The sequence below is a fragment of the Promicromonospora sp. NPDC060271 genome (assembly GCF_042726755.1).
In the GTDB taxonomy this organism is placed as follows: Bacteria; Actinomycetota; Actinomycetes; order Actinomycetales; family Cellulomonadaceae; genus Promicromonospora.
In genome coordinates, this window is sequence record NZ_JBHXBG010000009.1 from 1 (window position 1) to 22,460 (window position 22,460).

Annotated in this window: 20 protein-coding genes; 9 read left to right on the forward strand and 11 right to left on the reverse strand. The window is 72.9% G+C overall.

What is annotated here, in order from left to right:
- Positions 1–77 precede the first annotated feature (77 nt).
- Positions 78–1,211, reverse strand: a complete 1,134-nt coding sequence (locus tag ACFWE2_RS02695) for a mandelate racemase/muconate lactonizing enzyme family protein (RefSeq protein ID WP_377222663.1) — start codon at positions 1,209–1,211, stop codon at positions 78–80.
- Positions 1,212–1,339: 128 nt separating this feature from the next.
- Between ACFWE2_RS02695 and ACFWE2_RS02700 the strand changes: the two genes are divergently transcribed.
- Genes ACFWE2_RS02700 through ACFWE2_RS02710 form a run of 3 tightly spaced genes read left to right on the forward strand, consistent with a single transcriptional unit; the run spans position 1,340 to position 3,415 of the window.
- A complete protein-coding gene (locus ACFWE2_RS02700) occupies positions 1,340–1,744 on the forward strand; it encodes an ArsR/SmtB family transcription factor (protein ID WP_377222664.1) in 405 nt (134 codons plus the stop codon).
- Positions 1,741–2,490: a cation transporter gene (locus tag ACFWE2_RS02705; protein WP_377222665.1), complete on the forward strand. Its 750-nt coding sequence runs from the start codon at positions 1,741–1,743 to the stop codon at positions 2,488–2,490. The genes ACFWE2_RS02700 and ACFWE2_RS02705 overlap by 4 nt, the downstream gene beginning before the upstream one ends.
- Positions 2,483–3,415, forward strand: a complete 933-nt coding sequence (locus tag ACFWE2_RS02710) for a cation diffusion facilitator family transporter (protein WP_377222666.1) — start codon at positions 2,483–2,485, stop codon at positions 3,413–3,415. Before ACFWE2_RS02705 ends, ACFWE2_RS02710 begins: the two co-directional genes overlap by 8 nt.
- 55 nt (positions 3,416–3,470) lie before the next feature.
- On the opposite strand, the gene ACFWE2_RS02715 is transcribed toward ACFWE2_RS02710, so the two are convergent.
- The gene (locus tag ACFWE2_RS02715; protein ID WP_377222667.1) at positions 3,471–4,079 is read right to left on the reverse strand and encodes a TetR/AcrR family transcriptional regulator; all 609 of its coding nucleotides are present in this window, start codon (positions 4,077–4,079) and stop codon (positions 3,471–3,473) included.
- An 84-nt stretch (positions 4,080–4,163) separates the two neighbouring features.
- Between ACFWE2_RS02715 and ACFWE2_RS02720 the strand changes: the two genes are divergently transcribed.
- The gene (locus tag ACFWE2_RS02720) at positions 4,164–4,595 is read left to right on the forward strand and encodes a nitroreductase/quinone reductase family protein (RefSeq protein ID WP_377222668.1); all 432 of its coding nucleotides are present in this window, start codon (positions 4,164–4,166) and stop codon (positions 4,593–4,595) included.
- Positions 4,596–4,603: 8 nt separating this feature from the next.
- On the opposite strand, the gene ACFWE2_RS02725 is transcribed toward ACFWE2_RS02720, so the two are convergent.
- The 9 genes from ACFWE2_RS02725 to ACFWE2_RS02765 form a co-directional block, all read right to left on the reverse strand.
- On the reverse strand, positions 4,604–5,725 hold the full coding sequence (locus ACFWE2_RS02725; protein WP_377222669.1) for an epoxide hydrolase family protein: 1,122 nt from the start codon (positions 5,723–5,725) through the stop codon (positions 4,604–4,606).
- A gap of 88 nt (positions 5,726–5,813) precedes the next feature.
- The gene (locus ACFWE2_RS02730) at positions 5,814–8,516 is read right to left on the reverse strand and encodes a beta-L-arabinofuranosidase domain-containing protein (protein WP_377222670.1); all 2,703 of its coding nucleotides are present in this window, start codon (positions 8,514–8,516) and stop codon (positions 5,814–5,816) included.
- A complete protein-coding gene (locus tag ACFWE2_RS02735; protein WP_377222671.1) occupies positions 8,509–9,969 on the reverse strand; it encodes an aminopeptidase P family protein in 1,461 nt (486 codons plus the stop codon). Before ACFWE2_RS02735 ends, ACFWE2_RS02730 begins: the two co-directional genes overlap by 8 nt.
- Before the next feature lie 169 nt (positions 9,970–10,138).
- Positions 10,139–10,990, reverse strand: coding sequence for an ATP-binding cassette domain-containing protein (locus tag ACFWE2_RS02740; RefSeq protein WP_377222672.1), 852 nt, complete (start codon positions 10,988–10,990; stop codon positions 10,139–10,141).
- A complete protein-coding gene (locus ACFWE2_RS02745) occupies positions 10,987–11,877 on the reverse strand; it encodes an ABC transporter ATP-binding protein (protein WP_377222673.1) in 891 nt (296 codons plus the stop codon). Before ACFWE2_RS02745 ends, ACFWE2_RS02740 begins: the two co-directional genes overlap by 4 nt.
- Positions 11,874–12,866, reverse strand: coding sequence for an ABC transporter permease (locus ACFWE2_RS02750; RefSeq protein WP_377222674.1), 993 nt, complete (start codon positions 12,864–12,866; stop codon positions 11,874–11,876). Before ACFWE2_RS02750 ends, ACFWE2_RS02745 begins: the two co-directional genes overlap by 4 nt.
- On the reverse strand, positions 12,866–13,810 hold the full coding sequence (locus ACFWE2_RS02755) for an ABC transporter permease (RefSeq protein WP_377222675.1): 945 nt from the start codon (positions 13,808–13,810) through the stop codon (positions 12,866–12,868). The genes ACFWE2_RS02750 and ACFWE2_RS02755 overlap by 1 nt, the downstream gene beginning before the upstream one ends.
- Before the next feature lie 5 nt (positions 13,811–13,815).
- The gene (locus tag ACFWE2_RS02760) at positions 13,816–15,522 is read right to left on the reverse strand and encodes an ABC transporter substrate-binding protein (protein WP_377222676.1); all 1,707 of its coding nucleotides are present in this window, start codon (positions 15,520–15,522) and stop codon (positions 13,816–13,818) included.
- Positions 15,523–15,613: 91 nt separating this feature from the next.
- Complete coding sequence (locus ACFWE2_RS02765; protein ID WP_377222677.1) at positions 15,614–17,536, reverse strand: glycoside hydrolase family 127 protein; 1,923 nt, start codon at positions 17,534–17,536, stop codon at positions 15,614–15,616.
- A 217-nt stretch (positions 17,537–17,753) separates the two neighbouring features.
- Here ACFWE2_RS02765 and ACFWE2_RS02770 point away from each other — a divergent pair, with 217 nt between their 5' ends.
- Genes ACFWE2_RS02770 through ACFWE2_RS02790 form a run of 5 tightly spaced genes read left to right on the forward strand, consistent with a single transcriptional unit; the run spans position 17,754 to position 22,434 of the window.
- A complete protein-coding gene (locus ACFWE2_RS02770; protein ID WP_357506185.1) occupies positions 17,754–18,434 on the forward strand; it encodes a GntR family transcriptional regulator in 681 nt (226 codons plus the stop codon).
- A 52-nt stretch (positions 18,435–18,486) separates the two neighbouring features.
- Positions 18,487–19,749 carry an NAD(P)/FAD-dependent oxidoreductase gene (locus ACFWE2_RS02775; protein WP_377222678.1) on the forward strand — a complete coding sequence of 421 codons (1,263 nt, stop codon included), beginning with the start codon at positions 18,487–18,489 and terminating at the stop codon, positions 19,747–19,749.
- Positions 19,746–20,060: a (2Fe-2S)-binding protein gene (locus tag ACFWE2_RS02780; RefSeq protein ID WP_377222679.1), complete on the forward strand. Its 315-nt coding sequence runs from the start codon at positions 19,746–19,748 to the stop codon at positions 20,058–20,060. The genes ACFWE2_RS02775 and ACFWE2_RS02780 overlap by 4 nt, the downstream gene beginning before the upstream one ends.
- Positions 20,057–21,520, forward strand: coding sequence for an FAD-dependent oxidoreductase (locus ACFWE2_RS02785; RefSeq protein WP_377222680.1), 1,464 nt, complete (start codon positions 20,057–20,059; stop codon positions 21,518–21,520). The genes ACFWE2_RS02780 and ACFWE2_RS02785 overlap by 4 nt, the downstream gene beginning before the upstream one ends.
- Positions 21,517–22,434, forward strand: a complete 918-nt coding sequence (locus tag ACFWE2_RS02790) for a dihydrodipicolinate synthase family protein (protein ID WP_377222681.1) — start codon at positions 21,517–21,519, stop codon at positions 22,432–22,434. The genes ACFWE2_RS02785 and ACFWE2_RS02790 overlap by 4 nt, the downstream gene beginning before the upstream one ends.
- Positions 22,435–22,460: the final 26 nt, after the last annotated feature.

Here is a 22,460-nt window from a genome sequence, read left to right on the forward strand (position 1 = left end):
GCCATGTGCTCATGCTTCCATCTCCCGCGAGGTAGAGCGGGTGTCCGGACAGGCGCTCTACCTCGCGGAGTGCTGGGTCAGGCTCGGGTGAAGGTCGCGCTGTCTGTCGTCCACACGCGGGCCTGCTCGCTGAGGGTGACGCCCAGACCCGGGCGGTCCGGGACGAGCATGCGGCCGTCCTTGGTCTCCAGGCGCTCGTTGAACAGCGGGTCGAGCCAGTCGAAGTGCTCCACCCACGGCTCGCGCGGGTAGGTCGCGGCCAGGTGGAGGTGGATCTCCATGGCGAAGTGCGGCGCGAGGTCCAGCCCGGCCTGGTCCGCGAGCGTGAGCAGGCGCAGGAACTGTGTGATGCCGCCGACGCGCGGGGCGTCCGGCTGGATGATGTCGCACGCACGGGTCGCGATGAGGAGCTCGTGCTCCGCGACCGAGGCGAGCATCTCGCCCGTGGCGATCGGGGTGTCCAGGGCGGCGGCGAGCGCGGCGTGGCCCTCGGCGTCGTACGCGTCCAGCGGCTCCTCGATCCAGTCGAGGTCGAACTGCTCCAGCCGGCGCCCCATGCGCAGGGCGGTGGTGCGGTCCCACTGCTGGTTGGCGTCGACCATGAGCGGCACGTCCGGGCCGATGTGCTCGCGGACGGCGGCCACGCGCGCCAGGTCCGTCGCGCCGTCGGGCAGGCCGACCTTGATCTTGATGCCGCCGATGCCCTCGGCGATCGACCGGCTCGCGCGCTCCTTGACCTCCTCGATGCTCGCGTTGAGGAAGCCGCCGGAGGTGTTGTAGGTGCGTACCGAGTCGCGATGCGCGCCGAGCAGCTTGGCCAGCGGCAGGCCCGCACGCTTGGCCTTGAGGTCGTACAGCGCGATGTCGATGGCGGCGAGCGCCTGGGTGGCGACCCCCGAGCGGCCCACCGACGCGCCTGCCCACAGCAGCTTCGTGTACAGCTTGGCGATGTCGTTGGGGTCCTCGCCGATCGCGGCCTGTGCCACTTCCTTCGCGTGCGCGTACTGCGCGGGGCCGCCCGCCCGCTTGGAGTAGGAGAAGCCGAGACCCTCGAGACCCTGTTCGGTGGTGAGCTCCGCGAGCAGGAACACGACCTCGGTCATGGGCTGCTGGCGGCCGGTGAAGACCTTGGCGTCGGAGATGGCGGTGGCCAGCGGCAGCGTGAGGGTCGAGAGCTGCACGGTCCGGATGGCGTCGGGCTGGTACGTCATGGCGCTCCTTTGCGGCGAGTGTTCAGGCAATCATACAAGTAGGAAATCTGTATGACGAATATGCCTGACGCGCCTCGCCGTCCGCCGCCTCCGCCGCAAGGGGCGGACCCGGCTGCTAACATCGCCGTATGGCGATGACAGAGACCAGTGGCGATCACGCGCCGGACGGGCCCGCCGCGATGGCGGTGGCGGCCTGCCTGTTCCACGGGTTCTCGGACCCGTCGCGGCTGGCGATCCTGCGGCACCTCGCCCTCGGTGAGCACCGTGTGGTGGACCTGACCCGGCACCTGGACCTCGCACAGTCGACGGTCTCCAAGCACCTGGCGTGCCTGCGGGACTGCGGGCTCGTCGAGTCCCGGCCGCAGGGCCGGGCCTCCATGTTCTCGCTGACGCATCCGGAGGCGACGCTCGCGGTGCTCGAGTCGGCGGAGCGGCTGCTCGCGCTGACCGGCGACGCCGTCGCGCTGTGCCCGGTCTACGGGGTCGACGGTTCCGCGGCGCACGCGTCCGAGCCGGAAGCGGTGGCGTCATGAGCGCGCGGCCCGGCGCGGAGACGGCGGCTCGGGCGACGACGGCTCGGGCGACCGCGGAGGCGACGGAGCGGCTGACGCGGCGGGGTCTGCGACTGGCCAGGTTCACGGTCGCCTACAACGTCGTCGAGGGCGTCGTCGCGATCGCCGCCGGCATCGCGGCGGGGCTCGTCTCGGTGATCGGGTTCGGCATCGACTCCGGCATCGAGTCGATCTCGGCGGTGCTGGTGGGCCTGCGCCTGTCCGCCCGGCTGCGGCACGGCGAGGCCGACGAGCGCAAGGAGCTGATCACGCTCCGCCTCGTCGCGATCACGTTCTTCCTGCTCGCGGGCTACGTCACCGTCGAAGGCGTGCGCGGCCTCGTGGTCGGCGACAGCCCGGAGAGATCGCCGGTCGCGACCGGGCTCCTGGTCGCGTCGCTCGTCGTCATGCCGCTCCTGGCCGAGGCCAAGCGCCGCGTCGGGGTGGCCCTGGCCGACCCCCTGATCCTGGCCGACGCCGCCGAGACGCGGATCTGCGTGCTGCTCTCCGTGTCGACCCTGATCGGTCTGGTCGTGTTCGCGCTGACCGGTGCCGGCTGGGTCGACGCCGTCGCCGGGTTCGTGATCGCGGCGTTCGCGGTACACGAGGGCCGCGAGGCGTGGGAGGGCGAACTGGCGCACGACCACGGTCATGGCGACCATGAGCGCGACCATGAACGCGGCGCCGAGCAGGGTGCCGACCAGCGAGAGGCTGCGATCGATGGGTGACCACCAGCACCACCACGGCGCGCACGGCACCGCGGGCGACGAGAGCAACCGGCGGCGCCTGGCGGTCGCGTTCGGGATCACGGCGGCCGTGTTCGTGGCGCAGACGGTGGGCGCCGTGCTCACGGGCAGCCTCGCGCTGTTCGTCGACACCGCGCACATGCTGACCGACGTCGCGGGCCTGGCCATCGCCCTGTTCGCCGCGTCGCTCGCGCTGCGGCCGCCGTCGCCCCGCCGGACGTGGGGCTTCCGGCGCGCCGAGGTCCTGGCCGCGCTGGCCCAGGCCGCGGTGCTGCTCGCCGTCGGCGTCTATGCCCTGGTCGAGGGCGTGAGCCGCCTGGTCGGCCCGGCCGAGGCTCCCGGGCCGGGCCTGCTGGTGTTCGGCGTGGTCGGCCTGGTCGGGAACGTCGTGGCGCTGCTGGTGCTGGCGGGCGGCCGGTCGGCGTCGCTCAACCTGCGTGCCGCCTTCCTGGAGGTCGCCAACGACGCCCTCGGCTCGGTCGCCGTGATCGTGGCGGCCGTCGTGATCGCGACCACCGGGTGGCAGCGCGCCGACGCCGTCGCGGGGCTCGTCATCGCGGTGCTGATCCTGCCGCGCGCGGCGAAGCTCCTGACCGACTCGGCGAACGTGCTGCTGGAGGCCACGCCGGCCGGGATCGATCTCGACAAGGTGCGGGCCCGGCTGCTGGAGGTGGACAACGTCGAGTCGGTGCACGACCTGCACGCCTCCCTCGTCGCCACCGGCCTGCCCACCATCAGCGCGCACGTGGTGGTGCGGGACGCCTGCTTCCGCGACGGGCAGGCGCCCCCGGTCCTCGACGCCCTGCAGCGCTGCGTCGCCACCGAGTTCGACGTGTCCGTCGAGCACTCGACGTTCCAGCTCGAGCCTGCGGAGCACGCACGGCACGAGGCGGCCACGCACGCGTGAGGACGGCGCCCGGCGCCCGGCAGTGGGTGGGCCGGCGGTCGGCGACCGGGTGCCGTCAGTCCGCCGGAAGGCAGACGCGCTCGACCAGGTAGCGCCAGCCGGCCTCGAAGCGGTCGGTGAGCTCCGAGCGGTCCGGCCCGGCGCCGTCGAAGAGCCAGAGCAGGAGCGGACCCTCCAGCGCGGACGTGAGCTGGCCGGCGAGCAGGTCGACGTCGGCGCCGGGCAGGTCGAGCTCGCGGAGCAGGACCCGGATGTGGATCTCGGACAGCGGCGGGCGGCGGCCGTTCGTCGGCCGGCCCTCGATCGCGGACCGGGCGATCTCGTGGTTCTCCGCGAGGAAACGGATGCGGGCCGAACCGTAGGCGACGAGGCGGTCGACCGGCGGTGCGCCAGGGCCGAGCGGCGGCGCCCCGGAGAGGATCTCCTGCTGCAGTGCGCGTTCGCTGTCGTCCAGCAGCGCCTGGAAGATTCCCGCCCGGGTGCCGAACCGCCGGAACACGGTGCCCTTGCCGAGCCCTGAGCGTTCGGCGAGCCGGTCCATCGTGAGGCAGTCGGGGCCGTCCACCGCGATGAGCTCGCGGGCGGTCGTGAGCAGCAGCTGACGGTTGCGGGCGGCGTCGGCCCGTTCGGGGTGCGGTGTGCCCCAGGTCAGCGGTGTACTCATCCGTGGATGCTACCGGGAACCGCGTAAGCGGGGTAAAGTCCGGTTAGTCGACCGAGCGGCCGACCAAGACTTGCGGAGGACAACATGGCAGACATGAACAGTGGCGTCATCGAGGCGTTCCGGGCCAACGCGGGCGTCGTGGGCGACGACGTCATGGGCGGGCACTTCACCGGCAAGCGCCTGGTGCTGCTGCACCACACCGGGCGCGTCAGCGGCAAGGAGTACGTGACGCCGCTCGTGGCCGCGACCGACGGGGACGCCTACGTCATCACCGGCTCGCTCGGCGGCGCGCCCAAGGACCCCGCCTGGGTCGCGAACGTCGAGGACGGCCCCGGCGAGGCGACCATCGAGGTCGAGGACAAGACCATCCGCGTGCGCACCACCGTAGTCCGGCCCGGGCAGCCCGACTGGGAGCGGCTCTACGGCATCTGGGCCGAGTACTGGCCGGACGCCAAGGAGTACGAGAAGAACACCGACCGCAAGTTCCCGGTGATCCGGCTCGAGCCGAAGGCCTGAGCCCGGACTCACTGGACCGAGCGGACGAACCCTCGGACGCGCGCCGCCATCTCGGCGGGCACCTCGGCCACCGTGAAGTGACCGCCCTCCTCGAGGCGGTCGAACTCGCGCAGGTCGAGGTAGTGGCGGCGCGCGAGCACCTCGGGGTAGGCGGCCTCGTGGCGCTGGACGAACACCGCCGCGGGCACCGCCGTGGGTGGGATCGGGTCCGGCTGGTCGGCACCCTCGTAGTAGGGGCGGAACGACGACCCGATCGTCCGGGTCGCCCAGTAGATGGTGGCCTCCGTGAGGATGCGGTCCCGCGAGATGCGACGCTCCACGGCGCGCGGGTCGCCCGGTGGCGTGTCGCTCCACTCGACCAGCTTCTCGGCGAGCCATGCCAGCAGGCCGGCGGGGGAGTCGTCGAGGGCGGTCGCGAGGGTGTCGGGGCGGGTGGCCTGCACGTGGCCGTAGGCGCCGTCGGTCTGGTGCCTCGCGGCGATGCCGTCGAAGAACTCCGTGACCTCGGGGTCGTCGAGGGCGGCGCGTTCCTCGCTGGTGGGGAAGTGCGCGTGGGTGGCCACGATCCCCGCCACCTGCTCCGGGTAGCGGGCGGCGATGAGGTCGCTGACGTTCGCCGTGACGTCCTCGCCGTACGTGAAGTAGCGGCCGTAGCCGAGCACCTCCGTCATCAGCGCGTGCATCGTGGAGGCCAGGCGCTTCTCCGACATCGGACCTTCCGCGTACGGCGAGGAGAACCCGAATCCGGGCAGGCTCGCGACCACGACGTGGAAGTCCGGCAGGAGGTCGGCGAAGTCGAGCTGCAGCGCGAACGTGTGCGGCCAGCCGTGCTGCACCAGGAGCGCAGGCGCGTCCGGCCGGTCCGAGCGCAGGTGGACGAAGTGCAGGTCGACGTCGTCCAGCTCCGCGACGAACTGCGGATGCTCGTTGAGCCAGGCCTCCCGGGCGCGCCAGTCCCAGGTGATCCAGTGGTCGACCAGCTCGCGCAGGTACGCCGCGGTCATGCCCGACGCGGGACGCCGTGGCGAGTCGTCCGGGATGCGGCTGCGCGCCAGTCGCTCACGCAGGTCGGTGAGGACCTGGTCTGGAACGTGGACCGTGAAGGGTCGTGGCTCGGTCGGCTTGCTCATATGGACGACCCTAGGCCGAGCCACTGACACGGACCCGCGACCGACCCGCCGGTGACCCGCCGGCCGCCGGTGACCCGCCGGAAGCCGGTCAGCCCGCCGGCGGGAGCTCCAGGGTCCGTACCGGCTCCTCGTTGCCCGCCCGGTCGGTGGCCCTGTACTGAATGACCTGTGGCTCGTCGCCCAGGGCGCGCGTGAACGGTTCGCGGAAGGTCGCCCAGAACGTGTCCGGTCCCTTCCAGCGGATGCTGTCCACGCCGGAGACGTCGTCCGTGGCGGCAAGGTCGATCTCGACGCCGCGTGAACCGAGGCGCCGGGCCGTCGCGGTGGTCACGGGCGGCGCGGTGTCGACGCTGACCTCACGGACGACGTGCCGTTCCCGCCCCTCGGGGTCGACGGCGCGCACGGTCACGGTGTGCACGCCGTCGCCGAGCCGCAGCGGTTCGGCTCCCGCGGGCCGCCACGGCCCGTCGTCCACCCGGACCTCGACGGTGGGTTCGCCGGCGTCGGCCCGCGCGGTGACGGTGAACGTCACCGGCTGGTGGTACCAGCCGGTGACGCTCGGCGCCGCGGCCGGGACCACCACGACGCGGGGCGCCGAGCCGGTCGAGCCGGCCGCGGGTGCCTCGGCGAGGAGAGCCGCCTCCTCGTCGGCGGCGTCGGCCACCCCCGCGGTCCCGCTGACCGTGGAACCCGCGTCCCGCCCGACGCCGGAGCGCACGGCAGCCCGCAGGACGTCGCGCGCCTCGGCCGCGCTGAGCAGCCCCAGCCCGACGAACTCGTGCGCGGTGCGCAGCACGGCCCGGAGGAACTCGGGCCGGGAGGCGAAACCGCCGTCCGACCAGAGGACGTCGAGGAACGTGTCGCCGTCCCGGCGGGCCACGTTGGGCACACCCGAGTCGGCCGGCTCCGCGCCGGCGTCGAGCCCCGCGAACGCGATCCGTGCGTCGGCCCGCCGCAGGTACATGTGGTACCGGGCGTCCGACCCGGACCATGCGGGCTCGAGGACGAGGCCGCCGAGCCGCCACGCGCCGTCGTCGGCCCTCGTCAGAGGCGCGTCGAGCGTCCCGTCCAGGCGCCGCCAGGTCGCCGCAGCGAGCGGGAGCCAGGTGGTCGCGGCGCTGCGGGTCAGCAGCACGGTCGGCCCGAGCTCGAGCGTCACCAGGGACGCGTCGTCGGGCGCAGGCACCTCGCGCAGCGTCAGCGGCATGCTGATCTCCACCACCGTGCCGGGTACCCAGTCCCGCCGCAGGGAGACGTACTGCCCGGGGACGGCGTCCACGGCGACGGGCGCACCGTCGACGGTGACGACGAAGCCGCCCGCGGCCCAGCCCGGGACCCGCAGCCGGAGCTCGAGGTCGCCGGTGGCGTCGACCAGCAGACGGCTCCCGCCCTCCAGCGGGTAGGCGGTCTCCTGGACGACCCGCACGTCCTGCTCGGCCCACCGCACGGCTGACGCCACGTAGAGGTTGACCCAGATCGTCCGCCGGCCGCCCCGCACCGCCCGGAAGTAGACGGAGTCCTGGTACTTGACGTGGTTCTCGAGGCCGGTGCCGCCGCAGCACGTGCCGACGTTGTCGTACTCGCGCAACGCCCCGGGATGGACCGGGAACATGTACGTGACCTCCGGCGAGTCGTCCGAGTCGACGTCGTGCCGCGAGCCGAGGACCTGGTTGGTGACCGCCCGCTCGTAGTAGTCGGCGTACCGCGGGTCGCCGGTGCGCCCGAACAGGGCCCGGGCGAGCTTGAGCAGGTTGTAGGTCACGCAGGTCTCGGCGTTCCGGTTGCCGAGGTCGCCCGCGACGGCGCCCGCCGGACCCCAGAGCTCGTTCTCGCCGGAACCCCCGTGCGCGTAGGTGCGCCCGGGGACGAGCATGTCCCAGATGTTGACCACGGCGTCCAGGTAGCGCGCCTCGCCCGTCAGGTCGTGCAGCGCGAGGTAGCCGAGCAGCGTCGCGACGTGCTGGTTGGCGTGCAGGCCGTCCAGCACGTCCCGGCCCGACGCCGTCGCCTCCAGCAGCCAGTCCAGGTCGAAGAGCCGGGCCGTCTCGACGAACTGCTCGTCGCCGGTCAGCACCGCGAGGTCGCACAGCACCTCGTTCATGCCGCCGGCCTCGCCCGCTATGTACAGGGACCACATCTCCGCGCGCCGGTCCGCGGACAGCACGGACAGCCGGCCATGGACCCAGCGCCCCATCCCGGCGGCGATCTCCAGCGCCGTCCGCGACCCCGCGTGCCGGTACGCGTCCAGCAGGCCCGCCATGATCTTGTGGCACGTGTAGTACGGCGCCCAGATCTCGCCGTACGGGGCGAGGCCCTCCAGCCGGGAGAACTGCCACTCGCCGTACGCGGCGAGGAATCCCGGATGGCTGTAGCGGCCCGACGCCGCGAGCGCCTCCTGGACCTCCCGCAGGCCCTCGACCATCTCGTCGACCTTGCCCTGGAGCGTCGCCTTCAGGCCGGCCTCGGGTGCACCGGCATGGGCCAGGGCGAGCATCGACAGGAAGTGCCCCGCGTAGTGGCCGCGCAGCAGGTTCGCCGTGGGCGCCGCCTCGCGCCCCGGGTACTCGCCGGGTCCCCAGGCCTGCTCGTCCGGGTGGCCGAAGTCCTCCCAGCCGCCCGGCGGCAGCGCGCCCCGGGTGTCCAGGCCGGCGTTCGCGCGGAAGACGGCGAGCAGCCGGTCGACGGGGTAGGTGCGCGCCAGGTGCAGCATCTGGTCCCGGGCGCGCGTGAAGATGCCGTCGTGCAGCGCGACGGCGTCCAGGGGGAACGGTTCGGCGGTCGGCTCAGGCATCCGGCATCCGCTCCCTGGTCCAGCGTTCGATGCCCGCTGCGTCGATGGGCAGGGCGCCCGACAGCACCTCGGCGCCGTCGGCGGTGACCAGCAGGTCGTCCTCCAGGCGGATGCCGATCCCGCGCAGCTCGGGCGGGACCGTCTCGTCGTGCGCGTGGAAGTACAGCCCTGGCTCGACGGTCATGACGATGCCCGGCTCCAGGGGTGCCGCCTGGTACGTGGGGTAGTCGGAGTGGGCGCAGTCGTGCACGTCCAGCCCCAGGTGGTGGCCGATACCGCACACCAGCCAGCGGCGGTGCTGCTGCCCGCCGGGGGACAGCGCCTCGTCGACGGAGACGTCCAGCAGCCCCCAGTCGTGCAGGCCCTGCGCGATGACCTCCATCGAGGCGAAGTGGAAGTCGAGGTACTCGACGCCCGGCCGGATCTGCGCCATGCCCGCGCGGTGCGCCTTCTCGACCAGGTCGTGCACGTCGCGCTGCAGCGCGCTGAAGGTGCCCGACGGCGGGATGGTCCGCGTCACGTCGGCCGTGTACAGGGAGCTTGCCTCGACGCCCATGTCGAGCAGCAGCGGCAGGTCGGGCAGCACGGGGCCGTCGCAGCGCACCCAGTGCAGGGTCGGCGCGTGCGGGCCGGAGCCGACGATCGTCGAGTAGCCGGGCCCGTTGCCGTACGTGCGCGCGTGCCGGTCGAACGTGCCCTGCAGCCAGCGTTCGCCCAGCCCGCCGATGGCGCGCGGCAGCTCCGCGACCACTGCCTCGAACCCGGTGACCGTGTGGTCGACCGCCTCGCGCAGCTGCGCGATCTCCCAGTCGTCCTTGATCATCCGTAGGTCCGACAGCGCCCGGGCGAGGTCCTCGGACGGCTTCAGGCCGTACCGGCGCACCAGCTCGTCGTCGACGGACGGCGATGCGAGCGCCCCGTCCAGGGTGTCCAGCACCGCGTCGAGCGCGGAGAGCGGTTCGACGGCGATGCCGACCGCCTCAGCCCAGTCGCCGAGGTCCGGCGACGGTCCGACCCAGAGCTCGCCGTACGCGGCGTTCCCGAAGAACGCGCTGTCGCCCGGCTTGGCCGGCGGCGGCAGGTAGAGCGTCGCGTCGTGGCTCCCGCCGCTCGCCCGCAGCACGAGCACGCCGTCCTCGGCCTGCGCGCCGGTGAGCCAGACGAAGTCGCTGTCCGCGCGGAACCCGTACTGCACGTCGCCGTTGCGCAGGCTCGCACGTCCCGCGCCCACCACGACGTCGCTCGCGCCGATCCGCTCCGACAGCCGGCGACGGTGCTCGGCAGCGGCGGCGGGCGCGCCGGGCGTCATCGGCACGACGACGTCGGGGGCGCCCCAGCCGCGGGCCATGTGGGCGTTGAACGTCTCGCTCTCGACCAGCCGGGGGGCACGCGTCCCCGCGTACGGCGGACGTCCTGCGTCGGCGGCAGGATCGGTCGGCAGGCTCGTGCTCATGGAATCTCCTTGTGGACGCGGACGATGTGGTGTCGGTGTGCTGACGTGCCCTGTCGGACCAGCGAGCTGACTCGGCGCCCCGGAGCCGTCGAGTCAGCGCCCCGGTCCGACCAAGCCCCTGACTCGCCGTACTGCGGACGCCGAGTCAGTGGCGCAGTCCGGCCGGCGCTCATGCCGTGGCTCCCGCGGACCGGGCGGCGTTCGCCCGCCGCTGCCGCTCCCATTCGGGACGGATGCGGGGGACGGCGTCGAGCAGCTTGCGGGTGTACTCGTGCCGGGGCGCGTCGAAGACGGCGTCCCGGTCGCCCTCCTCGACGATGCGCCCCTGGGTCATCACGGCGACCCGCGTGGCGATCTGCCGCACCACCGCGAGGTCGTGCGCGATGAACAGGTACGTCAGGCCCTCGGTGCGCTGCAGGTCCCGCAGCAGGTTGATGACCTGCGCCTGGACGGAGACGTCGAGCGCGGAGACCGCCTCGTCGCACACCACCACGCGCGGGCCGACCGCCAGCGCGCGGGCGATCCCGATGCGCTGCGCCTGCCCGCCGGAGAACTGCGCCGGGTACCGCTGCGAGTGGTCCGGGTCCAGCCCCACCCGCTCCATCAGCCCTCGGGTGAACGCCCGGGCACCGCCCGGCACCGGCCGCCCCTGGTAGACCAGGGGAGCGGTGACGATCCGCTCGACGGTGTGCCGCGGGTTGAGCGAGGAGTACGGGTCCTGGAAGACGACCTGTACCTCGCTGCGGAAGCGGTTCAGCGCGGACCGTTTGAGCGTCGTGACGTCCTCGCCGTCGAGCTCCACGGTGCCGGACGTGACGTCCAGCAGGCGCGCGGCGAGCCGTGCCGTCGTCGACTTGCCCGAGCCTGACTCGCCGACCAGGGCCAGCGTCTCGCCCGCGCGGAGCTCGAAGCTGACGTCGTCGACGGCCCGGAACCGCTCCGGGGGACGCAGCAGGCCGCCGGTGCCGAGCACCGGGAACTCCTTGACCAGGTTCGTGGCCCTCAGGAGCGGCTCGCTCATGCGGCACCTCCGTTCGTGGGGGCGTGCTCAGGGACGACGGCGGAGCCCGGCGTCACCGCGCGCAGCTCGCCGATCTCGTCGTCGATGCGCGGCACGGCGTCGAGCAGCGCCTGGGTGTAGGGGTGCTGGGGCCGCGTGAAGATCTGCTCGACGGCGCCCCGCTCGACGCACACGCCGTCCTTCATGACGACGATGTGGTCGGTGATCTCGCTGACCACGGCCAGGTCGTGCGTGATCAGCACCAGACCGGTGCCGGTCTCGCGGCGGATCTCCCGCAGCAGGTCCAGGATCTGGGCCTGCACCGTGACGTCGAGCGCGGTGGTCGGCTCGTCGGCGATCAGCAGCTCGGGTTCGGTGCTGAGCGCCATCGCGATCATGACGCGCTGGCGCATGCCGCCCGAGAACTGGTGCGGGTAGTGGTTCGCCCGCACCGAGGCGTCCCGGATGTGCACCCGCTCCAGCGCCTCGACCGCCACGCGCCGCGCCTCCCGGCGGGTCACGCCGGGGCGGTGGGCGCGGTACGCCTCCTCGATCTGCAGCCCGACCGTGTAGTACGGGTTCAGCGAGGACAGCGGGTCCTGGAACACCATGGCGATGCGGTCGCCGCGCACGCGGCGCAGGTCCGCCTCGGACATGCCGACCAGCTCCCGCCCGCGCAGCCGTACGCTGCCCGTTCGCCGGGCGGCCCGTGGCTGCAGGCCCATGATCGCGAGGCTGGTCATGGACTTGCCGGAGCCGGACTCGCCGACGATGCCGAGCGCGCCGCCGGGCTCCAGGTCGAGGTCCAGCGACCGGACGGCGTCCATCGGGCCGCGCGGCGTCGCGAAGGTGACCGTGAGGTCGCGTACCTCGAGCAGCGCGTCGGTGTCGTTCCTGGGGCTGGTCATGCGTTCACCCGCACTCTCGGGTCGATGGCGCTGTACACGACGTCGACCACGATGTTGCCGACGACGACGAGGAACCCGGCCAGCAGCGTGACACCCATGATCACCGGCTGGTCGTTGCGGGCGATCGAGTCGGCGGCCATCTTGCCGACGCCGTTGACGCCGAACACGGTCTCGGTGATGAGCGCACCGCCCAGCAGGCCGGCGAAGTCCATGCCGAAGATGGTCACCACAGGCGTCAGGGCCGGCCGCAGGGCGTGCCGCCGCCAGACGAGCGACCGGGGCAGGCCCTTGGCGTAGGCGGTCCGCACGTAGTTCTCGCGCAGCACGTCCAGCACGTTGGCGCGGGTCAGTCGCGTGTAGGCGGCCGCGTACCCGACCGCGAGCACGATCCACGGCATCACGAAGTTGAGGAACCACTGCACCGGGTCGTCCGCGAAGGCGACCGCCTGGGGGAACGGCAGCCACTGGAGCTGGACCACCAGCACGTACTGCAGCACGAGCGCCAGCACGTAGTTGGGGATCGACATGCTCGTGAGCGTCAGGCCGGTGGTGAACCGGTCCAGGAACGTGCCCTCCTTGACGGCGCTGAGCAGGCCGCCGACCACCCCGGCGAGCAGCCACAGCACCGCGGCGCCGAGGGCGATCGTCGCGGAGACTGGCAGCCGCTGCACGATCATGTCCCAGACGGCCTGGCTGGACTGGAACGAGTAGCCGAGGCACGGCGCCGCGCAGTCGACGGCGCTCGCGCCCTCGCCGTACGTGCGGCCCGCGAAGATGCCGGCGACGAACAGGAGGAACTGGGTGGTGAACGGCTGGTCCAGCCCGAGGTTGCCGCGGATCTGGTCGATCACCTCGGGCGTGCAGTTCTTGCCGCAGATCTGCACCGCCGGGTCCGGGGAGAGCGCGAAGAAGACCAGGTAGGTGAACAGGCACACCAGCAGCAGGACCACGAGCCCCGACGCGATGCGCGTGACGAGGAACCGGAGCATCAGCGACCCTCCTGGGCGTCGACGACGGCGCGCAGCCGGTCACCGAGCACGGTGAACGAGAGCACGAGCAGGAACAGGCACACGCCCGGCACCACGAAGTACGCGGGGTCGACGGCGTACCACTTCACGGAGGCGGCGATCATCTGCCCCCAGCTCGGGGCGGGTGGTACGACGCCGACGCCGAGGAACGACAGCCCGGCCTCGGTACCGATGTACCCGGGCACCGCGAGCGTCGACATCACGATGATGGTCGAGCGGAGGTTCGGCAGGATCTCGCGGAACACGATGCGCGTGCCGCTCGCTCCGGCGGCCCGGGCCGCCTCGACGAACTCGCGCTGCGCGAGCGACATGGTCTGCCCGCGCACGATGCGCGCCAGGTAGGGCCAGCCGAAGACCGAGATCACGACCACGAGCAGCGCCGACCGGTTGCCCGCAGGCAGCGCGGAGAGCACGGCGATCATGAAGATGAGCGCCGGGAAGGCCATGAGGAAGTCCATGATCCGTGAGACGACGAGGTCCACGCGCCCGCCGAAGTAGCCCGCCACGAGCCCGAGCGACACGCCGAGCACGGTGGTCAGCGCCGTCGCCGACAGTGCGATGCTCATCGAGACCCGCGCGCCGTGGACGATGCGCGCGAAGATGTCGCGCCCGCTGCCCGGCTCGACGCCGAGCCAGTGCTCGGCGCCCATGCCGCCCCACGGGCCGATCGGCATGCCACCGAGGTTGGGGTCGATGGCGCTCTGGTCGAACTCGTACGGGGTCCAGCCGCTGATCGAGGTGAGCACGGGCGCGAGGACCGCGACGAGGGTGACCAGGGCGATGTAGCCGAGGCCGAGCATCGCGCCGACGTCGCGCCGCAGGGTCTGCCAGGTCCCGCCGACACCGCCGCTCTGGGCGACGGTGCCGGCCGTGCCGGTGGTGAGGTCCGTCTGGGACGGCATCATCCGGGTCAGCCCTTCTCGGGGTCCTTGAGACCGACGCCGACGTAGTCGATGCCGCCGGTCGCGGCGTTCGCCGAGGAGAACAGGCCGGTGACGTTCTCGCCCGGCAGCATGACGCCCTTGGCGACCATGAGCGGGACGACAGGCGCCAGCTCGAGGATCTGCTCGTCGAGGTCGCCCCACTGCTCGTTGGCTGCGTCGATGTCCGTCATCGCCTTGATCTCGTCGATCCGCTCGTTGATGGCCGGGTCGTCGATCTGGGCGATGTTGCCGTTGCCCTTCTCGTAGATGTTGCGGCCGTCGAACAGCGGCGGGAGGAACGTCGCGGCCGACGAGGCCCAGTCCGGGCACCAGCCGGTGATCGCCGCGTCGTGCTGCTGCGACGGGGTGCCGATGGTCTCGTAGTAGGTGGACGTGTCGATCAGGTTGAGCTCGACCGTGATGCCCACCCGCTCCAGCGCCTGCTGGACCGCCTCGGCCTGGGCCTGCATGGACTCCTGGGCACGGATGTCGAGGGTCATCGTGAACCCGTCCGAGAGGCCCGCCTCGGAGAGCAGCTTCCTGGCGGCCTCGACGTCGCCGGTACCGTCCGCCGAGGGGTAGAGGTCGAAGTCCTTGTGGCCCGCGACCGACGGCGGCAGGATCGTCGTGGCCGGGTCACCGAGCTGCGTGCCGCCGCTCGCGTTCACGATGGTGGTGCGGTCGATCGCGTAGCTGATCGCCTGCCGGACGCGGACGTCGTCCAGGTGCTCCTTGGTCGTGTTCAGCCCCAGGTACGTGGTGCAGATGCCGGGGAACTCCAGGACGCGTTCCTTGAGCTGCGGCGTCTGCAGGCGCGGGAGCGTGGCGGGCTGGATGTTGCCCGCTATCGCGTTGACGTCGGAACCCTGCCCGGCGATGAGCCGCTCGTCGATGGTGGCCGGGTCGAGGCCGATGGTGAACTCCCAGCCGTCCGGCTTCGCGGCGCGCACCTCGTCCGTGGCCGGGTCCCAGCTCTCGTTGCGTGTCAGCTTGATCGTGCTGCCCGGTACGTACTCGGCGAGCTTGTACGGGCCCGAGGCGATGATGTCGTGGATGAACTCGTCGCCGGCGCCGCTGCCCGTGGGGAACGGCGTCGCGTTCACCTGGGAGAGCACGGCGTCGAACTCGGGGAACGGCTCCTTGAGGTGGAAGACGATCGTCTTCTCGTCGGGCGTCTCGATGGTCGGCAGGTCGCCGCTCCGGTACGGCCCCTCGTAGCCCTCCGGGGCGTCGATGACCTGCTTGAGGTACGGCGAGCCGATGCCGATCTCGGGGTCCCAGGCCCGGGAGATGCCGAACTTGACCTCGGCCGACGTGATCGGGTCGCCGTTGTCGAACTTCAGGCCGTCCTTGAGGGTGTACGTCCAGGTCAGACCGTCGTCGGACGCCTCGCCGAGGCTCTCGGCGAGGTCAGGGACGATCTCGGTCGGGTCCTCGGACGAGCCGGGCGCCGAGGTCGTGAGCTGCCGGTAGACCAGCCGGTAGAAGTTGTTCACCCCGCCGTCCCAGCCACGGGCCGGGTCGAGGTACGAGAAGTCGGCGTTCTGCAGGACGTGGACGGTGCCGCCCACCGCGGGCTCCGCGGTGAAGCCGCCACCCCCGGAGGAGTCGTCCGGGGCGCCGCCACCGCAGGCGGTGAGAGCGAGGGTCGTGGCGGCGGCGAGGACGGCTGCCGATATCCGATGGAGCTTCACGATGTGGCCTCTCGGTTGATGACGCCGGGGCGTCGAGGGGGCGTACGGGAAGGGGCGTGCGGGCAGAAGGCTTCGGGTGGGCCGGGTCCGGTCAGGTGTGCCGGAGCCAGACCCGCATCGCCCCGGGTTCGCGGTTCGCCCATAGGTGGTAGGGCACCAGCGGGACCTGCGTCGTCGTCGACGAGGTAGGAGGGTTGTCTCGGTGCGCGGTCGGGTACGGGTCGTCCGACGGCGCGGCCCGCCGGCTCACGTGAGCGGTCAGCGCATGCCGCAGCACGGGGTCGCCGGGCGGGTCGTCGGACGGCGGCGGCGCGTCGCCGACGTCGTGCACGACGAGCTCGTCGACCGGCGCGGGGGAGTCCGTCTGCTCCAGGCAGTGCACCACCGGCCCGCGCACGGCGGCGACGGCCCCGCGGGTCGCGTCGACGGCGGGGTGCGAGACGACGAGCGTCGGAGGCATCGGCAGGTCGAGCACCAGCTCGTGGCCCGGCCGCCACACCCGGGTCAGGCGCAGCCAGCCGTCCGGGGCTGTGTTCTCGACCGGCTCGCCGTCGACGGTGACCCGCGGCGCCGTCGCCCAGCCCGGGATGCGCAGCGTCAGCGTCGACGGCTCGTCCTGGGCGGCGAGCACGCGGACCGTGACACGCCCGTCCCAGGGGTAGTCGGTCACGACGTCGACGCAGAGGGCCGCTGAACGCACGCGGCACGCGGTGAGCAGCGCGATCATCAGGCCGTCCGGCGTCTCGAGCGCCACGTGGTCCTGGAGCGCGCTGATCCAGCGCGCCGCGTTCGGCGGGCAGCAGGCGCAGCCGAACCACCGGCGGCGCAGCGGCTCCGCCGGATCGACCGGCCGCCCGTCGGCGTGGTCGGGGCGGCGCTGCAGCGGGTTGTCGTAGAAGAAGCGGGTGCCGTCCAGCGAGACGCCCGCGGCGAACCCGTTGTAGAGGACCCGCTCCACGTGGTCCAGGACCGTGGCGCTCCCGGTGGCCAGGAACAGCCGCCAGCCCCACTGCATGGTGCCGATGGCGGCGCACGTCTCGGCGTAGGCGCGTTCGGAAGGCAGCTCGTACCGGTCGCCGAACGCCTCGTCCGAGTGTCGCGACCCGATCCCGCCCGTGACGTAGGACTTGGTGCGCACCATGTCGTCCCACAGGCGCAGCAGGTGGTCGATCGCGGCCGTGTCGCCGCGCTCGACGGCGACGTCGGTGGCGCCGGCCGCCAGGTAGACCATGCGCACGGCGTGCCCGGTCACCGTGTCCAGGTCGCGCAGCGCCGCGTGGTCCACGTAGTACGCGAGCCCGAACGGCGCGTGCGCGAAGAGGCCGGACCCGCGCCGCTCGACGAACAGCTCGGCCTGACGCAGGTAGGGCTCGTGACCCGTCTCGCGGTACAGCTCGACGAGCGCCGTCTCGATCTGCGGGTGGCCGCAGTACTCCGCACGGCCGTCCTCGCCGAACCGGCCCACCACGAGGTCCGCGAACCGGCGGGCGACCGCGAGCAGCCGGTCGTCGCCCAGCCTGCGCGTGGCGGCGAGCGCCCCCTGGATCAGGTGGCCGAGGTTGTACAGCTCGTGCCCTCCGGCCAGGTCCGTCCACGGCGCGACCGCGCCTGGGCCCTGGTGGAACGTCGACAGGTACCCGTCGTCGGCCTGGGCACGTTCGACGAGGGACACCGCCTCCTCGTAGAAGGCCCGGACGGTCGCGTCCTCGTGCGCCGCGTCTTCGGGGTCTCCGCCACGGGCCAGCTCGTACGCGGCCGCCTCCAGCGTCTTGTAGACGTCGGTGTCCATGAACGGGTAGCCGCCGCGGAACGGCTCGCCGGTCCGCTCGGCGATCCGGCGGATGTTGTCGAGGGCTCCGGAGGCCCGTACCTGCTCGACGACGTGGGGGAGGGTCGCGGCGGTGTTGCGCTGCTGCCACCGGCCCAGCAGGCCGTCGGTGAGCGTCACCTGGGCCGCGCGCTGCAGAGCCGTTGTCCTGGCGTCGTTCCGCATCGTCCTCCGCTCTCGGTCCATCGATCAGCGATATGTGATGCGTGATATTCTACTGATCGACGGTGGCGGTGTCGATGGGGTGAATGTAAACGACGCGTTTCCGCGCCGCATTGCCGATCTCGACCCCTGCATCCAGGCCGTTCCGCCCGGCCTCGGGTACCCTCAGGCGCCGTTGGCGACGGGGTTCGCATCCCGTGTAATATACTACTAGCCAGGCCTGACCACCCAGGAGTGCAGCATGAGCGCCACAACACCCACCCCGTCGGTCCGTCGTCTACCGCCGGTCGCGAGCCTGCGCGAGCAGGTCCACCGCGCCCTCGTTGCGGCGATCGTCGCCGGTGAGCTCGAACCCGGTGAGCTCGTGTCCGTGCCGACGCTCGCCGCACGGTTCGACGTGTCGGCGACGCCGGTGCGCGAGGCGGTGCTGGACCTGGAGCGGCGCGGGTTCCTGGAGGCGGTCCGCAACAAGGGGTTCCGGGTCACCCGCGTGAGCGACCAGACCCTGCGGCACGTCGCCGCCGTCCGGCTGGTGATCGAGCCGGTCTGGATGGAGCGGCTGGCCAAGTCCTTCCCCGTCGGGCAGCTCGCGGAGTTCCGCGCGCTGGCCGACGAGATCGTCGAGGGTGCGCGCACCGGCGACCTGGTCGCGTACCTGCAGGCGGACCAGACGTTCCACCTGCGGCTCATGGGTCTGCTGGGGAACCCGGTGGCCGGCGAGATCGTCGCCGACCTGCGCGACAGGGCGCGCCTGCTCGGGCTGTCGACGATGGTCGCGAGCGGCACGCTCGCCAGCTCGGCCCAGGAGCACCACGAGCTGCTCGACCTGCTCGCCGCCGGCGACGGGCCGGGCGCCAAGGCGCTCATGGAGCGGCACATCGGGCACTCGCTCGGTACGTGGGCGGGCAAGCCGGAGGACTGACGCCGACGTCGGTCGGGCTTGTCGGATCGCGCAAGAGGAACTCGTCGAGGGGATGGATGTGGCAGCGGACGTCGTGATCGTCGGCGCCGGGATACTCGGCGCGGCCTGCGCGCGCGCCCTCGCCCGGGCGGGCGCCCGGGTGACCGTCCTCGACCGCGGGCCGGCCGCCGCCGCGACCAGCGCCCACGGTGAGGGCAACCTGCTGGTCTCCGACAAGGGCCCCGGCCCGGAGCTGGAGCTCGCCAAGGTGTCGCTGCGCCGGTGGGCCGCGCTCGCGGACGAGCTGGCGGACGAGCTCGGGCCCCGGTTCCCCTCGGTCGAGCACGAGGTCAAGGGCGGCCTGGTGGTGGTCACGTCTGCTGACGGCCTGGCCGGACTGCGCGGGTTCGCCCAGGCGCAGCGCGCGTCCGGCGTCGACGCGGTGGTCGTGACCGCCGAGGAGGCGCGCGAGCTCGAACCCGACCTGGCGCCCGGCGTCGTGGGGGCCGTCCACTACCCGCAGGACGCCCAGGTGCAGCCCGTCGCGGCCGCCGAGGCGCTGCTCGCGTCCGCGCGTCGCGCCGGCGCGGAGGTCCGTACCGGCGTCGAGGTGACCGGCCCGCTGCTCGGGGCCGACGGCGCTCTCGCCGGCGTCGTGACGTCGCAGGGCGAGGTGGCCGCGGGCGCCGTCGTCGTGGCGGCCGGCCCCTGGTCGGCGGAGGTCACCCGACGGCTCGGCTCCTGGCTTCCCGTGCGCCCCCGCCGCGGGATGGTGCTCGTGACCACCCCCATGCACCAGCGGATCCGGCACAAGGTCTACGACGGCGACTACTTCGCCGCGACGCAGTCGGCGGGCGCCGAGCTGCAGACCTCCGCCGTCATCGAGTCCACACGCGGCGGGACGGTGCTGATCGGGTCGAGCCGTGAGCAGGTCGGGTTCGACGAGCGCTTCCGTGCCGAGGTGCCCGCCGAGCTGGCGCGGCGCGCGGTAGCGGTGTTCCCGTTCCTGGCGCGTACCCAGGTGATGCGGTCCTACCTGGGCTTCCGCCCGTACATGCCCGACCACCTGCCGGTGATCGGCCAGGACCCCGTCCGCGCCGGGCTGTGGTTCGCGACGGGCCACGAGGGCGCCGGCGTCGGACTGGCTCCCGCGACCGGCGACCTGCTCGCCGCGGCGCTGCTCGGGTTCGAGCCCGCGGTGGATCCCAGCCCGTACGCCGCCGACCGGCAGACGCTCCGGGACCTTCGGCCCGCCGACGTGTCAGACGTACAGGTTACTCGGGTGACCCCTGCGTCTGACATGTCGGAGGGCGCTCGCGGGGAGGTGTTGTCTTGACGTCGCGACGCATGCTCCCGGAGCGGGACCTGGTCGAGCCGGGGCCTGACCGCCCGCTGACGGTCCTGGTCGACGGCGAACCCGTCACCGGGACGGCCGGTCAGACGATCGCCGGGGTGCTGCTCGGTGCCGGACGGCGCGAGTGGCGCACCACGACGGGCGGGGCGCCGCGCGGCGTGTTCTGCGGGATCGGCGTGTGCTTCGACTGCCTCGTCGAGGTCAACGGCCTGCGGGACGTGCGCGCGTGCCTGCGGCGTGCGCAGGACGGCGACGTCGTGACCCGGCAGGGCGGACCGGGGGAGGCTCGATGAGCGACGCGACGAGACACGTGGTCGTCGTCGGCGCGGGCCCGGCGGGGCTCGCGGCCGCGCGGGCCGCCGCGAGCGTGGGCGCCAGGGTCACGCTGCTCGACGCCGCCGACGGGCTCGGCGGCCAGTACTGGCTCCACCTGCCGGCCGAACGCCCGGCCCGCCGCGAGGGTCTGCTGCACCACAGGTGGGCGACCTTCGTCGAGCTCGACGCCGTCCTGCGGGCGCACCCGGACGTCACGGTGCTGCCCTCGGCCCAGGTCTGGTCGCTCGAACGGCTCGACTCCGGTGTCCGGCTCAACGTCCTGGTCGGGGAGCCCGACGGCGCGGCGCGAGAGGCCCTGGCGCTCCAACCCGACGCTCTGGTGCTCGCGACGGGTGCCCACGACCGCACCCTGCCGTTCCCCGGCTGGGAGCTGCCCGGCGTCTACTCGGCGGGGGCGGCGCAGGCGCTGGCGAAGGGGGAACGGGTGGCGGTCGGACGGCGCGTCGTCGTCGCCGGGGCGGGCCCGTTCCTGCTGCCCGTCGCGTCGTCGCTGCTGCGGACCGGCGCCGACGTCGTCGGCGTGCACGAGGCCGGCCGGCTCGGCTCCCTCGCCCGCGGCTGGCTGGACCGGCCGTTGGCGCTGGCCTGGGCCGCCGGCAAGGCGGGCGAGCTGGCCGGATACGTTCGCGACCTGGTGCGCCACCGCGTGCCGTGGCGGCCCGGCGAGGCGGTGGTGGCCGCGCACGGCGACGGGCGGGTCGAGGCGGTGACCGTGGCGCGGCTCGACGAACGCTGGGCACCGGTCACCGGGACGGAGCGGCAGGTCGAGGCCGACGCGGTGTGCGTGAGCCACGGCTTCACGCCGCGCCTCGAGCTGGCGGTCGCCGCCGGGTGCGATCTCACGCCGAGCCGGTTCGTGGTGGTCGACGAGACCCAGGCCACGTCCGTGCCCGGGGTGTGGGCCGCCGGCGAGGTCACCGGTATCGGTGGCGCCGACGCCGCACTGGCCGAGGGCACGGTGGCCGGGACCGCGGCGGCGGGCGGCGACACCGGCACCGGAGCGGCCCGTGCGGCCGGCCGGGCACGCACCCGGGCGCACGGCTTCGCGGCACGCATCGAGGCCGCACACGGCATCCGCGGCGGCTGGACCGGCTGGCTGCGCGACGACACCGTCGTCTGCCGCTGCGAGGAGACCACCTACGGGCGCGTGCGCGAGGTCGTCGAGCTCACCGGATCGCACGAGCCGCGCTCCGTGAAGCTCACCAGCCGCGCCGGGCTCGGCCCGTGCCAGGCGCGCATGTGCGGCCGGACGCTCCAGGAGCTCCTGGCCGACCCGGCGGCCGCCGGCGACGGTGCGCCCGGCGCCGCGCCGACCATGGACCGCCGTCCGTTCGTCGTCCCGGTCCGGCTGGGCGACCTGACAGCCCTACCCGACCCGCCCACCACAATCCCACGAACCTCAGGAGACCGGACATGAACCAGCGCTTCGACCTCGGCGGCGTGATCGTCGCCACCACCCTCGCCTTCAAGCCGGACGCGTCCGCCCCCGCCGGGCTCGCCGTCGACTACGAGCGGTTCGCCGCGCACTGCGAGTTCCTGATCGACAACGGCTGCCGCGGCGTCGGCCCGAACGGCTCGCTCGGCGAGTACTCGTCGCTGACCGACGACGAGCGCCGCAAGGTCGTGCAGACCGCCGTCGCCACCGTCGGGGACCGGGGTCTCGTCGTCGCCGGCGTGCACGGCGTCGGCTCGCACCAGGCCAAGCACTGGGCGGAGCTCGCGAAGGAGGACGGCGCGGACGCCGTCCTGCTGCTCCCGCCCACGCTCTACCGCGCGAACCGGTCCGAGGTGATCGCGCACTATGCCGCCGTCGACGAGGTCGGCCTGCCGATCATGATCTACAACAACCCGATCGACACGAAGGTCGACCTCACGCCCGACCTCCTCGCGGAGCTCGCCCAGCTCGAGAACGTTGTCGCCGTCAAGGAGTTCTCGGGCGACGTGCGGCGCGTGCTGGAGATCAAGGAGCTGGCCCCGGAGCTCGACGTGATCGCAGGCGCCGACGACCTGCTCTTCGAGTCGCTGGTGGCGGGCGCCACCGGCTGGTTCGCCGGCTACCCGAACGCGTTCCCGCGCGAGGCGGTCGAGATGTACACCCTGGTCACCGAGGGGCGGATCGCCGAGGCGCGCGAGCTGTACCGGCACCTCGTGCCGGCGTTCCGCTGGGACTCCCGCACCGAGTTCGTGCAGGCGATCAAGCTCTCGATCGACCTCGCCGGCCAGAGCTACGGTGGTCCCACCCGCCCGCCCCGCGGCCCCTTGTCGGCAGAACACGAGGCCCAGGTCCGCAAGGACACGGAGCAGGCCCTCACCTACATCGCCTCCCGTTGAGTGCTGGATATTTGCCCTCTCGAAAG

Bases quoted from the DNA above. Each gene is read 5' to 3' on its own strand.
- ACFWE2_RS02765 (WP_377222677.1), bottom strand. From the start codon at position 17,536: ATGGACCGAGAGCGGAGGACGATGCGGAACGACGCCAGGACAACGGCT.
- ACFWE2_RS02700 (WP_377222664.1), top strand. From the start codon at position 1,340: ATGGCGATGACAGAGACCAGTGGCGATCACGCGCCGGACGGGCCCGCC.
- ACFWE2_RS02775 (WP_377222678.1), top strand. From the start codon at position 18,487: ATGGATGTGGCAGCGGACGTCGTGATCGTCGGCGCCGGGATACTCGGC.
- ACFWE2_RS02720 (WP_377222668.1), top strand. From the start codon at position 4,164: ATGGCAGACATGAACAGTGGCGTCATCGAGGCGTTCCGGGCCAACGCG.
- ACFWE2_RS02725 (WP_377222669.1), bottom strand. From the start codon at position 5,725: ATGAGCAAGCCGACCGAGCCACGACCCTTCACGGTCCACGTTCCAGAC.
- ACFWE2_RS02745 (WP_377222673.1), bottom strand. From the start codon at position 11,877: ATGACCAGCCCCAGGAACGACACCGACGCGCTGCTCGAGGTACGCGAC.
- ACFWE2_RS02730 (WP_377222670.1), bottom strand. From the start codon at position 8,516: ATGCCTGAGCCGACCGCCGAACCGTTCCCCCTGGACGCCGTCGCGCTG.
- ACFWE2_RS02740 (WP_377222672.1), bottom strand. From the start codon at position 10,990: ATGAGCGAGCCGCTCCTGAGGGCCACGAACCTGGTCAAGGAGTTCCCG.
- ACFWE2_RS02705 (WP_377222665.1), top strand. From the start codon at position 1,741: ATGAGCGCGCGGCCCGGCGCGGAGACGGCGGCTCGGGCGACGACGGCT.
- ACFWE2_RS02750 (WP_377222674.1), bottom strand. From the start codon at position 12,866: ATGCTCCGGTTCCTCGTCACGCGCATCGCGTCGGGGCTCGTGGTCCTG.
- ACFWE2_RS02755 (WP_377222675.1), bottom strand. From the start codon at position 13,810: ATGATGCCGTCCCAGACGGACCTCACCACCGGCACGGCCGGCACCGTC.
- ACFWE2_RS02785 (WP_377222680.1), top strand. From the start codon at position 20,057: ATGAGCGACGCGACGAGACACGTGGTCGTCGTCGGCGCGGGCCCGGCG.
- ACFWE2_RS02695 (WP_377222663.1), bottom strand. From the start codon at position 1,211: ATGACGTACCAGCCCGACGCCATCCGGACCGTGCAGCTCTCGACCCTC.
- ACFWE2_RS02715 (WP_377222667.1), bottom strand. From the start codon at position 4,079: ATGAGTACACCGCTGACCTGGGGCACACCGCACCCCGAACGGGCCGAC.
- ACFWE2_RS02710 (WP_377222666.1), top strand. From the start codon at position 2,483: ATGGGTGACCACCAGCACCACCACGGCGCGCACGGCACCGCGGGCGAC.
- ACFWE2_RS02790 (WP_377222681.1), top strand. From the start codon at position 21,517: ATGAACCAGCGCTTCGACCTCGGCGGCGTGATCGTCGCCACCACCCTC.
- ACFWE2_RS02735 (WP_377222671.1), bottom strand. From the start codon at position 9,969: ATGAGCACGAGCCTGCCGACCGATCCTGCCGCCGACGCAGGACGTCCG.
- ACFWE2_RS02770 (WP_357506185.1), top strand. From the start codon at position 17,754: ATGAGCGCCACAACACCCACCCCGTCGGTCCGTCGTCTACCGCCGGTC.